Source organism: Aeromicrobium sp. Sec7.5 (assembly GCF_036867135.1).
GTDB lineage: Bacteria > Actinomycetota > Actinomycetes > Propionibacteriales > Nocardioidaceae > Aeromicrobium.
Genome location: NZ_JBAJIJ010000001.1, coordinates 1803560 through 1817812 on the forward strand (window position 1 = coordinate 1803560; position 14253 = coordinate 1817812).

14 protein-coding genes are annotated in these 14253 nt (G+C 69.6%); 3 read left to right on the forward strand and 11 right to left on the reverse strand.

Annotated elements, in window-relative coordinates:
- Positions 1–19: 19 nt before the first annotated feature.
- From V6S66_RS09020 to V6S66_RS09065, 10 genes are all read right to left on the reverse strand, one after another.
- Positions 20–1048 carry a signal peptidase I gene (locus tag V6S66_RS09020; protein WP_334206406.1) on the reverse strand — a complete coding sequence of 343 codons (1029 nt, stop codon included), beginning with the start codon at positions 1046–1048 and terminating at the stop codon, positions 20–22.
- Positions 1045–1722, reverse strand: a complete 678-nt coding sequence (locus tag V6S66_RS09025) for a SipW-dependent-type signal peptide-containing protein (protein ID WP_334206407.1) — start codon at positions 1720–1722, stop codon at positions 1045–1047. The genes V6S66_RS09020 and V6S66_RS09025 overlap by 4 nt, the downstream gene beginning before the upstream one ends.
- Complete coding sequence (locus V6S66_RS09030; protein ID WP_334206408.1) at positions 1715–2341, reverse strand: hypothetical protein; 627 nt, start codon at positions 2339–2341, stop codon at positions 1715–1717. The genes V6S66_RS09025 and V6S66_RS09030 overlap by 8 nt, the downstream gene beginning before the upstream one ends.
- Entirely contained in the window at positions 2338–2916 is a 579-nt protein-coding gene (locus V6S66_RS09035) for a signal peptidase I (RefSeq protein WP_334206409.1), read from the reverse strand. Before V6S66_RS09035 ends, V6S66_RS09030 begins: the two co-directional genes overlap by 4 nt.
- 55 nt (positions 2917–2971) lie before the next feature.
- Positions 2972–3556: an alternate-type signal peptide domain-containing protein gene (locus V6S66_RS09040; protein WP_334206410.1), complete on the reverse strand. Its 585-nt coding sequence runs from the start codon at positions 3554–3556 to the stop codon at positions 2972–2974.
- Positions 3557–3808: 252 nt separating this feature from the next.
- The gene (gene pdxS, locus V6S66_RS09045) at positions 3809–4735 is read right to left on the reverse strand and encodes a pyridoxal 5'-phosphate synthase lyase subunit PdxS (RefSeq protein ID WP_334206411.1); all 927 of its coding nucleotides are present in this window, start codon (positions 4733–4735) and stop codon (positions 3809–3811) included.
- 9 nt (positions 4736–4744) lie between these two features.
- Complete coding sequence (locus V6S66_RS09050) at positions 4745–6394, reverse strand: FAD-dependent oxidoreductase (protein WP_334206412.1); 1650 nt, start codon at positions 6392–6394, stop codon at positions 4745–4747.
- A 1-nt stretch (position 6395) separates the two neighbouring features.
- Entirely contained in the window at positions 6396–7433 is a 1038-nt protein-coding gene (locus tag V6S66_RS09055; RefSeq protein WP_334206413.1) for an AurF N-oxygenase family protein, read from the reverse strand.
- Positions 7434–7546: 113 nt separating this feature from the next.
- A complete protein-coding gene (pgsA, locus tag V6S66_RS09060) occupies positions 7547–8182 on the reverse strand; it encodes a phosphatidylinositol phosphate synthase (protein WP_334206414.1) in 636 nt (211 codons plus the stop codon).
- 35 nt (positions 8183–8217) lie between these two features.
- Positions 8218–8763, reverse strand: coding sequence for an HIT family protein (locus tag V6S66_RS09065; RefSeq protein WP_334206415.1), 546 nt, complete (start codon positions 8761–8763; stop codon positions 8218–8220).
- A gap of 244 nt (positions 8764–9007) precedes the next feature.
- Here V6S66_RS09065 and V6S66_RS09070 point away from each other — a divergent pair, with 244 nt between their 5' ends.
- A complete protein-coding gene (locus tag V6S66_RS09070; protein ID WP_334206416.1) occupies positions 9008–9994 on the forward strand; it encodes a hypothetical protein in 987 nt (328 codons plus the stop codon).
- A gap of 59 nt (positions 9995–10053) precedes the next feature.
- Here the strand turns inward: V6S66_RS09070 and thrS are convergent, their stop codons facing one another.
- Entirely contained in the window at positions 10054–12027 is a 1974-nt protein-coding gene (gene thrS, locus V6S66_RS09075) for a threonine--tRNA ligase (RefSeq protein ID WP_334206417.1), read from the reverse strand.
- A gap of 178 nt (positions 12028–12205) precedes the next feature.
- On the opposite strand from thrS, the gene V6S66_RS09080 reads away from it, so the two are divergent.
- Both V6S66_RS09080 and V6S66_RS09085 read left to right on the forward strand, forming a co-directional pair.
- Complete coding sequence (locus V6S66_RS09080; RefSeq protein ID WP_334206418.1) at positions 12206–12706, forward strand: NfeD family protein; 501 nt, start codon at positions 12206–12208, stop codon at positions 12704–12706.
- A gap of 3 nt (positions 12707–12709) precedes the next feature.
- Positions 12710–14236 carry a flotillin family protein gene (locus V6S66_RS09085; RefSeq protein ID WP_334206419.1) on the forward strand — a complete coding sequence of 509 codons (1527 nt, stop codon included), beginning with the start codon at positions 12710–12712 and terminating at the stop codon, positions 14234–14236.
- Positions 14237–14253: the final 17 nt, after the last annotated feature.

Genomic DNA, 14253 nt, shown 5'->3' on the forward strand with positions numbered 1-14253 from the left:
GGTAGTGCGGGTCTGAGGATCAGCCATGGCCGCAGCGGAAGGCGGCCCCGATGAAGAGGATGCTGTCCCGACGGACCGGCGTCGTCGTCGTCGCGGCAGCGACCCAGGCGTTGGTGCTGGAGAGCCGCGCGCGGACGACGACGTCGTAGTTCGCGTTGACTCCGATGAGACCCGTCCCGATGTTCAGCTCGACGACTGACCCCAGGGCCTGGCCCTGCCCGACCTCCCCCGACCCGACCGCGACGCTGTCGCTGGTGCGCCTCAGCTCCCAGAAGTACTCGTACTTCGCGTCGACCTGCGTCCATGAGAGCCGGGCGACGTTGCCGAGCACCAACAACCCGTTGACGTTGGCGCAGGTGGGCTGGGCCTGGCTCACCACCCTGTGCGAGCTGATGCTTCCCGTCGACATGGGGGCACTGTCGGTGAAGTAGGCGAGCGTTCCCTGCGGCTGCGCGAGCGGCAGCGCGAGCAGGGCTCCCCCGAGGACGGCCATGACAGCTCGTGCATCTGTCCCACGTCGACGCCCGGCCGGACGCCGACCCGCCTGTGTCCTCGGTCGTGTCGGCGCGAAGGCCAGGTAGAGGCACAGCATCACGAGCGCTCCGCACACGAACGTGCCGATCGGAGACCCGGCTGCCGCCACGACGCGTCCGACGTGCGGGACGTCCCACAGGACGCGGTCGACGCTGCCCACCGTGTAGGCCTCGGCATCCGGCGTCGCGTTGGCATCACCCTGCAGCGCCAACGAGACGGAACCACCGACCTGTCCCACCGCGACCACGCGGTGCGTCACCCGCACGCCGTCGGCCCCGATGACGCTCACGACGTCACCCTTCTCGACCTGGGTGGCGGGCACCTCTCGCGCCAGCGCGAGGGCACCGGACTCGATCGCCGGCGACATGGACCCTGAACGGAACACCAGCGGCTTCACGTCAAAGGCGAGCGCGGCGACTGTGGCGACGATGCTGAGGACACCGAGGACAGCACCGATCCACAACGCCACCTCACGGACGAGGCGGCGCTTGGTCCCGCGGCGGGTCCCGGTCACGGCGCACCGACCTGCTTGGCATTGAAGACGACCAGACCCGTCGCGGTCGTGTTCTGCAGCTCGTTCGGCGCAGCGGCAGGCAGGCTGACCCTGATGCAGATGTTCTGGCTGCCGCCCGTGGCGATCGTCTGCGCCGTGCCGATCACGGTCGTCGATGTGCCGCCCAGCACGGCCGGTGCGTAGGTCTGGGAACCGCTGCACGTGCCGAGTCGATTGCCGCCGGCCTCGGTCCCGGAGTTGGTCGCAGATCCGCTGGTGAAGACATTCCACTGCAGACGGTTCGCCGACGTGACGGGTGCCGTGTTCAGCGTCGCCAGGGTCCCGCTCGCCGTAGCGGAGGCCGTGTACGTGAGCGGGGCTGTGCCGCGGTTGTTGACCTTGACGGTGAAAGCGATGCTCTCTCCCGGGACCAGGCTGGGGACCGCGATGCTGGAATTGAGGTAGGACCCCCCGGGACCGTCGAGGAACGTGTCGTCCAGACCGATGTCCAGCTCACCGGCGCTGATGCTGCCCGTCGACATCGTGGCTGTGTCGGTCCAGTAGGCCATCGTCCCCACGGCACCCAGACCGAGCACCGTGCCGAGCGCGAGCACCGCGCGGATGCGGCCGCTGTGCCGAACCTGAGCTCGGCGAGAGCCCGTGCGCTGACGTCGGGGGGCGGCGTGTTCAGACATGGGTGCTCTCGCTGACGAAGGTCCATCGTCGCACCACGATGGCGCCACCGATCACGCTCGCCCCGAGGGCCAGCGTGAGGGTCCAGAAGCCGACCTTCGCACCGGTGCCGGGCAGGAGCCCACCGCCCGTGCCGTCGCCCTCGAGTGCCTCGGCGAGGGTGACGGTGAACGTCAACGGGAGCCGTCTGGTCTGCGACTGGTTGGTCGCGTCCGGGTCGAACGTGGCGTTGACCTGAACCTCCACCACGTCGCCGCGGGCGATGCTGCCCTGGGTGAGCGGTCCGGTGATGACACCGTTGTCGAGCGCGACCCACGACCCACCGGCCACGCGGGCCTGCAGGTCGATGTCGTCGTCGGCAAGCAGCTCGTCGGTGTCGGCGCTCCGCGCCTCGATCGTCATGAGTGCCGCGGACGGCCCGTTGTTGCGGACGAAGAAGGACGCGGTCTGCGAGTCACCCGGAACCCAGCGGAACGCCGGGTCGAAGACGGGGTCTGGGAGGGAGGAGGACCACGCGGCGCCGTCATCGCTGAACTCGACCTCGTCAGCCGCCTGCGCGGCCGACGGCGCGAGCACGGCCGAGGCCGCAACTGCGGTGACGATGAGGGCGCGGAGCGTCATCGGGACACCTCCTCCTTCCTTCGTTTGCCATTGTCGTGCGATGTGCTGCCTCGGACTGCTCCGAGGAACATCCAGGTTGCGTAGCCCAGCAGAGCTGCTGCGACGACGACGACCGCCGTCTGGCGCTGACTGCCGGTGAGCGCGGTGTTGACGTGTCCGAGGTACGGCACGGAGTACCACAGCTTTCCGCGGATCTGCTCGGGGTTGCGGACGTCGCCGTCGGGAACGTCGTTGGCATCGCCCTGGGTCGTGAACGAGAGGTCGCCGTCGAGGCTGGTGCCCACCGCCACGACACGGTGGGTCACGAATCCCGACTTCCCGGACTCGAGCTGGATCGTCACGACGTCCCCTGTGCGGAGGTCCTCTGGATCGACGGGCTTGACCACCACCAGAGTCCCCGGTGGCAGGTCGGGCTCCATCGAGCCGGTGAGCACCGTGTAGGGCGTCGCCCCCGCGAGGCGGGGGACCACGACCGCGACGACGATCACCAGCACGCACCCCACGATGGCGGCCCAGGCGATGACCTGGGCCGTCCACCGCAGCGGAGCTACCGTGTCGGAATGACGCGACCTCATGGCGACCTTCGCCACCCGGGGTCCTCGCAGGGCGAGGTCCGAGCAGCCGAGGCGATCAGTTCGGGTTGACCTGGGTCAGGGTGACCGTGATGTCGTCGAACTCCGCCAGCAGGCCCTGCATGTCGTTGCCGTTCACGACCGGCACACCCGTCTCGTCGGTGCCGAACGGGATCGTGACATCGATCGTGACGGTGACGGTGGAGCCGTCGTCGTCGGAGGTCACGCTGTCGCCGTTCGCGATCACCCGGTCGTTGGCAACGACTCCCCCGGCGATCGCGAAGGCACCATCGACCTCGAACTCAGCCGAGGTGGCAGCAGGCGTCTCGGTCGGCGTGAAGGTCGTCGGAAGCGCGATCGTGGCCTCCAGGTTGTCGCCGGTCGCCTCGAGGTCGAAGGTGCACACCTTCGAGACGACGTCGCCCGGGACGAACAGCTCGACGGCGTCTCCGGCCGAGGCGCTGCCAACGGCGTAGACCCAGTCATCGCCGCAGTCACCGTCGGTCAAGGTCAAGGTGCCGGCGGTGATGGATCCGCCGTCGGCGTCGCCGTCGGCGGTCCAGTAGGCGAGGGTGCCGGCTCCGCCGAGCAGGAGGACGACCGCAGCGCCAGCGGCGAGTGCGCCCTTGGTGGACTTCTTCATGAGGTGCTCCAGTGAGGTGAGGAATTGGCACGTCGAGGTGACGTCACACCAGTGGAACGGGGAATCAGCCCAGATATGACGCGAGTTCCCGGCACAACCTCCCTCGACATGTGATGCAGCTCATGTTCCGCACCCGCGCCTCCCCCGGACCGCGGAAAGTCAGGGCCACGGGCGCAGGTCCGGTCGGCCGCAGAAAGAACGACGGCCCGCCTCCCCGAAGGGAAGCGGGCCGTCGGTGCTGGAGGTTGCTGCCTACCAGCCGCGGGTCTCGAGGCGGTGGGGTTCGGGGATGTCGGAGACGTTGATGCCGACCATCGCGTCACCCAGGCCACGGGAGACCTTGGCGACGACGTCGGGGTCGTCGTAGAACGTCGTGGCCTTGACGATGGCCTCGGCGCGCTCGGACGGGTTGCCCGACTTGAAGATGCCCGACCCGACGAACACGCCCTCCGAGCCGAGCTGCATGACCAGCGCGGCATCGGCCGGCGTCGCGATGCCGCCGGCGGTGAAGAGGGTGACCGGGAGCTTGCCGGTGGTCGCGATCTCCTTGACGAGGTCGAACGGCGCCTGGAGCTCCTTGGCGGCGACGTACAGCTCGTCGTCGCGCAGGCCCTGGAGGCGACGGATCTCGCCGGTGATCTTGCGGATGTGGGTGACGGCATTGGAGACGTCGCCGGTGCCGGCCTCGCCCTTGGAGCGGATGAACGCCGCACCCTCGGTGATCCGGCGCAGCGCCTCGCCCAGGTTGGTGGCTCCGCACACGAACGGAACGTTGAACGCCCACTTGTCGATGTGGTTGGCGTAGTCGGCCGGGGTCAGGACCTCGGACTCGTCGACGTAGTCGACGCCCAGGGACTGCAGGATCTGCGCCTCGGCGAAGTGGCCGATGCGGGCCTTGGCCATGACCGGGATCGAGACGGCCTCGATGATGCCGTCGATCAGGTCCGGGTCGCTGGCGCGGGCGACGCCGCCCTGGGCCCGGATGTCGGCCGGGACGCGTTCGAGCGCCATGACGGCCACGGCGCCCGCGTCCTCGGCGATCTTCGCCTGGGTCGCGTCGACGACGTCCATGATGACGCCGCCCTTCAGCATCTCGGCCATGCCGCGCTTGACGCGCACGGTGCCCGACTCCTGGGGTCCGACCTCACTGGGGGTGCTGGTGCTCTGTTCGGTGCTCACGACGCGAGTCTATCGAGCGGCCCTCGCCGACCTCACGACGTCCACCATCGTGAGACGGTCGACGACCTTGCGGCGCGGGCGTCCCTGCTCGCGTCCGGCCCGGCGCTCGTGGGCGTCCAGGAGGAGCCAGTCGGCCCGATCCATCGACGCTCCGTCGGTCAGGACAGGCCGCGCACGACCGGCCGGGGCGATGCGCCCCGTCGCCACGTCGGCGAGCAAGGCGTTGACGGTCTCGAGCGAGCACGACTTGTTGGTGCCGATGAAGCCCGTCGGTCCGCGCTTGGCCCAGCCGACGACGTAGGTCCGCGGCAGGAGGTCGCCGGCCGGTTGGGCCAGGACCCGCCCGGCCACGTTGGGGATGCGGTGGAGGGCGGGATCGAACGGCACCCCGGGGATCGGGGTCGACCGGTAGCCCACCGAGCGGAGGACGCTGGTGGTCTCGATGACCTCGCACTCCCCGGTGGGAACGGCCACGACGGTGCCGTCGGGCCTCGTCTCGAGCGCCGTGCGCACGACACGCAGCCCTTCGACCGCGTGCTCGCCCACGACGGCCTCCGGCGCGGCCAGGAAGCGCAGCACGACGCGTCGCCGGGTCGGGTCGATCGCGGGGACCGACCCGTCGCGCAGCAGCGCGGACTTCTGGTCGTCGCCGTCCAGCAGCTCACGCTGCTCGACCACGACGTCGATGTCGGGATGCTGCAGGAGGCCGACCATCTCGGGGACCGTGAAGGCGGCCTGCGCCGGACCGCGGCGGGCCACGAGGACGACCTCGCGGACAGCGCTGGCACGAAGGGCGCTCAAGGCGTGGTCGGCGATGTCGGTGCGTGCGAGCTCGTCCGGCTCACTGAGAACGACCCGGGCGACGTCGAGGGCCACGTTGCCGTTGCCGACCACGACGACCCGCTCGGCCGAGAGGTCCAGCGGCGCCTCCACGTGGTCGGGGTGGCCGTTGTACCAGGCCACGACCTCGGTGGCGGTGGCCGTGCCGGGCAGCTCCTCACCGGGCACGCCGACCTGCCGGTCGGCCGGCGCACCGGTGGCGTAGACCACGGCGTCATGGCTGGCCAGGAGCTCGTCGTGGGTCACGTCGCTTCCGACCTCGACGCCGAGGCGATACTCGAAACCCGGCTGCGCCTCGATCTTGGCGAACAGCTTGCCGATGTCCTTGGTGTGCTGGTGGTCGGGCGCGACGCCAGCGCGCACCAGGCCGTGGGGCGTGGGAAGCCGGTCGAGCACGGTGACCCGTACGCCGTGCTGCTTCAGGAGCTCGTCGGCCGCGTAGAGCGCGGCAGGGCCGGCTCCCACGATCGCGACGTCGAGCGCCGTGCCCTCAGGCACCCGCACGACGGGCGGGACCGGAGCCTGGGCCCGCCGCGTGGCCGACTCGAGGCCGTTGCCCGCGTCCGAGTCGGCGTGGAACAGCGCGTTGAGCTCCAGGAACACGAGCTCGTCGTCGCCCAGCTTGGTGTGCGGCTTGATGGCGCCGACCGGGCAGGCCTTGACGCAGGCACCGCAGTCCACGCACGACACCGGATCGATGTAGACCATCTCCGCCGTGGCGAAGTCGGGCTCGTCAGGGGTCGGGTGGATGCAGTTGACCGGGCAGGCGAAGACGCACGAGGCGTCGCCGCAGCACGGCTGCGTGACGACGTGGGGCACGTCAGGCGGCGCGGGAGGAGACGGCGTCGATCAGTGCGGCCGGCGGCTCGCTGCGGTAGCGCGAGGACCGACCGTCGATCTTGAGCCAGCGCCACATCCGACGCGAGGACCGCGTCATGAGACCGGACTCCTCGGCCAGCATCCGCACGTCGCCGAAGAGGTCGGCGAGGAACTCGCGCGACTGGGGCGAGTCCCAGTACAGCTCGTCGAGCACCTTCTTGGGCACGCCCAGCTGCGTGCGCATCTCCTTCGGCGGGACCAGGATCGCGTCACCGAGCACGCGCATGATGACGGGGTACAGCATCGCGATGACCCACCGCTCGACGCGGCCGAGCCTCGGACCGTTGCGCATGATGAACGCGTGCGCGAACGAGATGTGCCGCGCCTCCTCGGCGACGTGGATCTGCATGATCCGGCCCAGCACGGGCGGGAGCTGCTGGGAGCCGCGCAGGATCTGCTTCTGGGTGTGATCGATCGGCTCCTCACCCGCGAGCACGCCGATGAAGAAGCCCACGGGGAACCGCGAGGCCACGAGCGGCAGGAAGCCGGAGATCGCGCGCATCCAGCGGCGCATGCCCGGGACATCGGCACCGATGCGGTTCACGCACTGCTGGAACATCTGGGTGTGGTGGCACTCCTCGGTCGCCTCGTGCGTGAGGTACCGGAACTCCGCCGAGCCGTTGGGCTGGGTGAAGACGTACTGCATGATGCCGCGGATCAGGATGTTCTCGAACTGCAGACCGACCTTGAGGATGTTGGCCTGGCGCCACATCCCGATCTCGATCTGGCGCTCGACCGGCAGCGCCTTGTACCAGGCGTGCGAGCCGAGCGGGTCGATGCCGTCCGGCAGGATCCAGCGCTCGTCGGTGTGATCGACCTGGAAGTCCGGGTGGTCCCACGGGATGTCGATGAAGGCGTTGAAGTGACGGTCGACCGACGCCTGCGAGAGCTGCTGCAGGGTCTGCTCGTACTCCGCCTTGCTCAGGGTCGGGAGGTCGTCCTGGGTCTGGTCGAGGTCGTGCGCGTCAGTCACGGTCATACCGACAGTATGTGCACGCCACGACCTATGTGTCAACGTTAATGGCACATTCAACGTGCGGCGTGTTGCGACCCTCGTGACCTGCGACGATGCGAGGGCGGAGTCCCCACCACTCAGCCCAGACCGGGGTTCTGGACGGCCTGACGGTGCACGATCGCCATGCGCTGGAAGACCGTGACGAGGCTCGCCACCGCGAGGACCCACAGGGTGATCTCGGTCAGGAAGTCCCAGCCCAGCAGGCCGTTGAGCCCGGTCATGACGAGGATCGCCACGAGGCGGTCGGCGCGCTCGGCGATCCCGCCCTTGGCCTGCATCCCGAGGCTCTCGGCCCGCGCCCGGGCGTACGACGTGAGGTTGCCGAGGACCAGGCACAGCAGGCTCAGGTAGAAGTACCAGCGGATCTCCCCCAGGTCGGCCTCCGCGTGCACCGACACGTAGTAGACCGCGAGCCCACCGAAGATCGCCGCGTCGCCCACCCGGTCGAGCGTGGAGTCGAGGAACGCACCCCACTTGCTCGACGTCCCCAGCTGGCGGGCCATGTACCCGTCCATGAGGTCGCTGAACACAAAGGCGGTGATGAACATGACACCCCAGAAGAGCTCTCCACGGGGGAAGAAGAACAGCGCGCCGAACACCACGCCGACCGTGCCGACGATCGTGACGTGGTCGGGCTTGACGCCCCACTTCAGCAGCAGGTTCGCCGGGTGCGCCAGGATGTTGGTCCAGAACTGGCGGAAGCGTTCGAGCATGGTGCGGTGTCCTCCCGGGACGTCGTGGGTGGGACTCAGGCGTCGTCGGACCAGGCCGCGGCGAGCAGGTCGCGCGTGTCCTCGAGCAGCTGGGGCAGCGTCTTGGTCTGTCCCAGCACGGTCATGAAGTTGGCGTCACCGGACCACCGCGGCACGACGTGCTGGTGGAGGTGCTGCGACAGCGACCCGCCCGCGACCCCGCCCAGGTTCAGGCCCAGGTTGAAGCCGTGGGGCTGCGAGACCCGGCGGATCGCGCGCAGCGCGTGCTGGCTGAGCGACGCGACCTCGGCGGTCTCATCAGCACTCAGCTCGGTGTAGTCGGCCACGTGCCGGTTCGGCACGACCATCAGGTGCCCCGGGTTGTAGGGGTACAGGTTCAGCACGACGAAGCACGAGTCGCCGCGGTGAACCACGAGCTCGGACTGCGCTCCCCCGGCCGCGATCCGGCAGAAGGGGCACGCGGGGTCAGCATCCGCGGCGAGCGCGAGCTCACCCGCGTCGGCCTCGGACTCCTCGCCCCGCACGTACGACATGCGGTACGGCGTGTAGAGCCGCTGCAGCCGGTCTGGTCCCTCGGTCACGTCGGCCACCCTAGTGCGTGGCGGACGCGAGCCGGCGACCCGGAGCGGTGAGCCAGCAACGTTTCCCCAGGGGCGAGTGGTTGCCTGCTCACCGCTTCGATCGAGCGACGGTGAGCCAGCAACCTTCTGGTACCGCCGACAGGTTGCTGGCGCACCGCTCGTCGGACGCGTCCCCAGCCCGAGGCTGTCCCCAGGCGGGCGGGCCTCTCTTTCCCGGGACGTCGGCGTGGCGTGGGCTAGGGACATGCCTCGAGCTCCGCGGATCCCCGACCATCTCCGCCACCGACCGTTCACACGCTCCGAAGCCCTCGAGGCCGGCATGACGTCACGCCAGCTGCAGGGTCGCGAGCTGCGACGGCTGCACCCCGGCGTCTGGGTCTGGACCCGGCACGAGCTGACGCATGGTGACGAGATCGCAGCCGCCCGGCTAGCGGTCCCGAACCGGTCGCGAGTCAGCCATCTGACACGCATCCATCAGCTCGGACTGGACCACGGACCGCCGCGTCCGATCCACCTCTCGATCGTCGGCGACCACCACCTCGACCTCCAAGGCGTGTTCCTGCATCGCACCGAGGTGATGCCGCCGTGTGACGAGGTGGGTGTGATCGGATCCGCGGCGTTCCTGGGGTACGCCGCGTCGGCCCGGGTCATCGACCTCATCGTCGCTGGCGACTGGTTGCTCCATCACGGTCACATGACGCTGGCCGGGCTCCGGGAACTCGCCTGGCGCGACCGTTGGCGACCGGGAGCACGTGAGGCGCTGTGGGTGGCGCCGTACCTCGACGGCGGCGCACGCTCACCGGGCGAATCCGAGACCCGGGTCTTCCTGCAGTTCGCCGGCCTCCCCCGGCCGCACGTGAACGTCCGCCTGGCCGATGAGCCCCACGCGCCGACGTCCGACCTCTGGCTGCCGGAATGGCGCACCGCCGTGGAGTACGAGGGCTCTCAGCACTTTCTCGACCCGGACCAGATCCGCCGTGACATCGGGCGCTACGCCTGGATGCGGTCGCGGGACATCGCCTACCTCCAGGTCACCGGCGCGATGCGTGCACAGCCGAGGGCCATGGTGGTCTCCGCGCACGCCCTCCTGGTCGAGCGCGGCTACCGCGGCAACCCACCTGGGTTCGGACCGATGTGGCGCCTGCTCTTCGGTCGCTGCCCCCGGAAGGCGGTGAGCTGGCAACCTCACCCGGACCTCGAACGGTTGCCTGCCCACCGCCCATCGGCGTGAGCGGTGAGCCAGCAACCTTCAACGGCGGTGAAGGGTTGCTCACTCACCGCTCAACGCCGTCAGACCTGGGTGCGGGACTCCACCGCGGCGACGATGCGGGCCACGGCGTCGTCGAGCGGCACCCCGTTCTCCTGCTCGCCGCTGCGGAAGCGGAACGAGACCGCGCCACCCTCGACGTCGTTGTCGCCCGCCAGGAGCATGAACGGCACCTTCTGGGTCTGGGCGTTGCGGATCTTCTTCTGCATCCGCTCGTCGGACTCGTCGAGCTCGAAGCGGATGCCGGCCGCCTTCAGCCGCTCCCCCAGCGCGCGCAGGTGCTCGGTGTGCCGCTCGGCCACCGGGATGCCGACGGCCTGGACGGGCGCGAGCCACGGAGGGAAGGCGCCGGCGTAGTGCTCGACGAGGACACCCATGAACCGCTCGATCGAGCCGAACTTGGCCGAGTGGATCATGACCGGCTTCTGGCGCGAGCCGTCCGGTGCGATGTACTCCAGGTCGAAACGCTCGGCCGACGGCATGTTGAAGTCGTACTGGATCGTCGACATCTGCCAGGTGCGACCGATCGCGTCGCGCGCCTGCACCGAGACCTTGGGGCCGTAGTACGCCGCTCCGCCAGGGTCGGGCACGAGCTCGAGGCCGGTCTCGAGGCAGACGTCCTCGAGCACCTTCGTGGCGGTGGCCCAGTCCTCGTCGGACCCGATGAACTTGTCGGGCTTGGAGTCGTCACGGGTCGAGAGCTCGAGGTAGAAGTCGTCCATGCCGAAGTCGCGCAGCAGGCTCAGCACGAAGTTCAGCAGGTGCCGGATCTCGTCCGGGGCCTGCTCGGGAGTGACGTACGAGTGCGAGTCGTCCTGCGCGAAGCCACGCACGCGAGTCAGACCGTGGATCACGCCGGACTTCTCGTTGCGGTACACGTGCCCGAACTCGAACAGGCGCAGCGGCAGCTCGCGGTAGGAGCGCTGGCGCGACCGGAAGATCAGGTTGTGCATCGGACAGTTCATCGCCTTGAGGCGGTACGGCTGCCCGTCGAGGTCGAGCGGCGGGAACATGTTCTCGCCGTAGTACGGCAGGTGGCCCGAGGTGTAGAAGAGCTCCTCGCGGGACACGTGCGGGGTGCCGACGTACTCGAAGCCTTCCTCGATGTGACGACGGCGGACGTAGTCCTCCATCTCCCGCTTGATCACGCCACCCTTGGGGTGGAAGACCGGCAGTCCCGAGCCGATCTCGTCGGGGAAGCTGTAGAGGTCGAGCTCAGTGCCGAGGCGCCGGTGGTCGCGACGCTGCGCCTCCTCGATGCGGTGGAGGTGCTCCTCGAGGGCCTCCTTGGTGGGCCACGCGGTGCCGTACACGCGCTGGAGCTGCTTGTTCTTCTCGTTGCCGCGCCAGTAGGCCGCCGCCGAGCGCATGAGCGTGAAGGCCGGGATGCGCTTGGTGGTGGGCAGGTGCGGGCCGCGGCAGAGGTCCTTCCACGCCAGCGATCCGTCGCGCTTGAGGTTGTCGTAGATGCTCAGTCCGCCGTCGCCGACCTCGACGCTGGCCCCCTCGGCGGCGTCGCCTGCGCTCGACTTCAGGCCGATCAGCTCGAGCTTGTACGGCTCGTCGGACAGCTCGGCCCGGGCCGCGTCGTCGTCGATCTCGCGACGGGAGAACTTCTGGCCCTCCTTGACGATCTTGCGCATCCGGGTCTCGATCTTCTCGAGATCCTCGGGCACGAACGGCTCGGGCACGTCGAAGTCGTAGTAGAAGCCGTCGGTGATGGGCGGACCGATGCCGAGCTTGGCCTGCGGGAACAGCTCCTGCACGGCCTGCGCCATGACGTGGGCGGTGGAGTGCCGCAGGATGTCGAGGCCGTCGGGCGAGGCGATGTCGACCGGCTCGACGCTCTGGCCGTCGACCAGATCGGTCGCGAGGTCGCGCAGCTCCCCGTCGATGCGCGCGGCGATGACGTCGGGCGTCTCGCTGAACAGCTGCCAGGCCTTGGTGCCGGGGTCGACGACCTTCGGCTCACCGTTGACGACGACGTTCAGGGACATGACGATCTCCTCGTTCAGCTGGGCCACCCCCACGACTGGGCAGCGCTCTTGGACGTCAGCCTAGCCGCGGACGCCGATCCGTGGAATCGGACCCGGGTGGACGCGGGAGACCCCTAGGATCACTCCGCAGACGTCCAGCACGCCGTTCCCTCTCGGGCGGCCGAACCAGGGGGAACACGTGATCACCTTCTACGTGATCGGCGGCATCGGGATCGCGATCCTGCTGCTCTCGATCGTGCTGGGCGACCTCTTCGACGGGGCGCTGTCCTTCCTCGACGTCGGTGGCGACTTCTTCTCGAGCGCCGCCCTCGGTGGCTTCCTGGGGGCGTTCGGCTTCGCCGGTGCGATCGGGCTCGACGCCACCGACAACGTCACCGCGGCTGTGGGCATCGGCTTCGTCGCCGGCCTGGCGGTCGGCGCCGGGGCCGGACTGGTCTCCGCGCAGCTCCAACGCGGCGGCGACGAGTCCAACGTCCGCACGAGCACCCTGACCGGTCGGACCGCGACGGTCATGAACGCCATTCCCGACGACGGCTACGGCGAGGTCACCATCGGCGTCTCCGGCCACATCACCAAGCTCAACGCCCGGGCCGCCGAGCCCATCCCGGCGGGCACCCCCGTCACCATCACCGCTGTGCTGTCCGCGACCTCCGTCCTGGTCGCCCGTCTGGAGGCCTGACCCGTGATCCTCGACTCCCTCTCCCCCCAGCTGCTGGGCACGATCGGCCTGGTCGTCGTCATCGCGCTGCTCGCAGCCCTGATCACGACCCGCTACAAGGTCGCCGGGCCCAACGAGGCCTTCATCGTCACGGGCCGCGGCGGCAAGTCGGTCCGCAACGTCGAGACCGGCGTCTCCTCGACCGACATCTCCGGCCAGAAGGTCGTCATGGGCGGCGGCGTGTTCGTCATCCCGTTCGTGCAGAAGCTGCACGTCCTCGACCTGTCGTCGCGCCGCATCATGGTGCAGATCCGCGGCGCCGTGTCGGGCCAGGGCGTCAAGCTCAACCTCGACGGCGTCGCGATCGTCAAGGTCGGCGGCAACGAGGACTCGATCCGCGCGGCCGCCCAGCGCTTCCTCTCCCAGCAAGGTGAGATCGAGACCTTCACGCAGGAGACGCTGGCCGGCTCGCTGCGCTCGATCGTCGGCTCCCTCTCGGTCGAGCAGATCATCCGTGACCGCGCGGCCTTCGCCCAGCGCGTCGCCGACGAGTCGGAGAGCTCGCTCACCGGCCAGGGCCTGGTGCTCGACACGTTCCAGATCCAGGACATCACCGACGACGGCACGTACCTGTCCGACCTCGGGCGCCCCGAGGCCGCCAAGATCGGCCAGCTCGCCTCGATCGCCGAGGCCAACGCCCGCCAAGCGGCGGAGCAGGCCCGCATCGTGGCCGAGCAGGAGATTGCGATCTCGCAGCGCCAGCTCGCGCTGAAGACCGCCGAGATCAAGGCCGAGACCGACGCCGCATCGGCCCAGGCCGCCGCGGCCGGGCCGCTCGCCCAGGCCGACCGCGACCAGGCGATCCTCGCCGAGCAGGAGAAGGTCGCCGTCCGTCAGGCGGCGCTCAAGGAGCGCCAGCTCGACACCGAGGTCCGCAAGCCGGCCGATGCCGAGCGGTACCGCGTCGAGACCGAGGCCGAGGGCCGGCGCAACTCGCAGATCTTCGACGCCGACGCCCGCAAGGCCGCCGCCATCGCGTCCGCCGAGGCGGAGGCCGAGGAGGCACGCCTGACCGGTGAGGGCGAGAAGTCCCGCCGTTCCGCGCTGGCCGAGGCCGAGGCGATCGAGGGCGCCAAGCGTGGTGAGGCCGAGAAGGCCCGTCGTGTGGCCGAGGCCGAGGCCCTTCGCGAGGAGGGCAGCGCCGAGGCGTCCGCGATCCTCGCCAAGGGTGAGGCCGAGGCCGAGGCGATGAACAAGAAGGCCGAGGCGTTCGAGCAGTACAACGACGCCGCCGTGCTGCAGATGCTGATCGAGATCCTGCCGAAGCTGGCTGCCGAGGTCGCCGGGCCGATGGCCGCGATCGACAAGCTCACCGTCATCTCCACCGATGGAGCCGGCGAGCTGCCCAAGCAGGTCACCGGCAACGTCGTGCAGACGTTGGAGCTGCTCAAGAACACGACCGGCGTCGACCTGCAGGCCCTGATCAGCGACTTCGCCGACCGGAGCCCGGCCGGCACACCGGCTGCCCCGGCCAAGCCCGTCGCGGAGTGACCCCGCTCGGCGCCTGA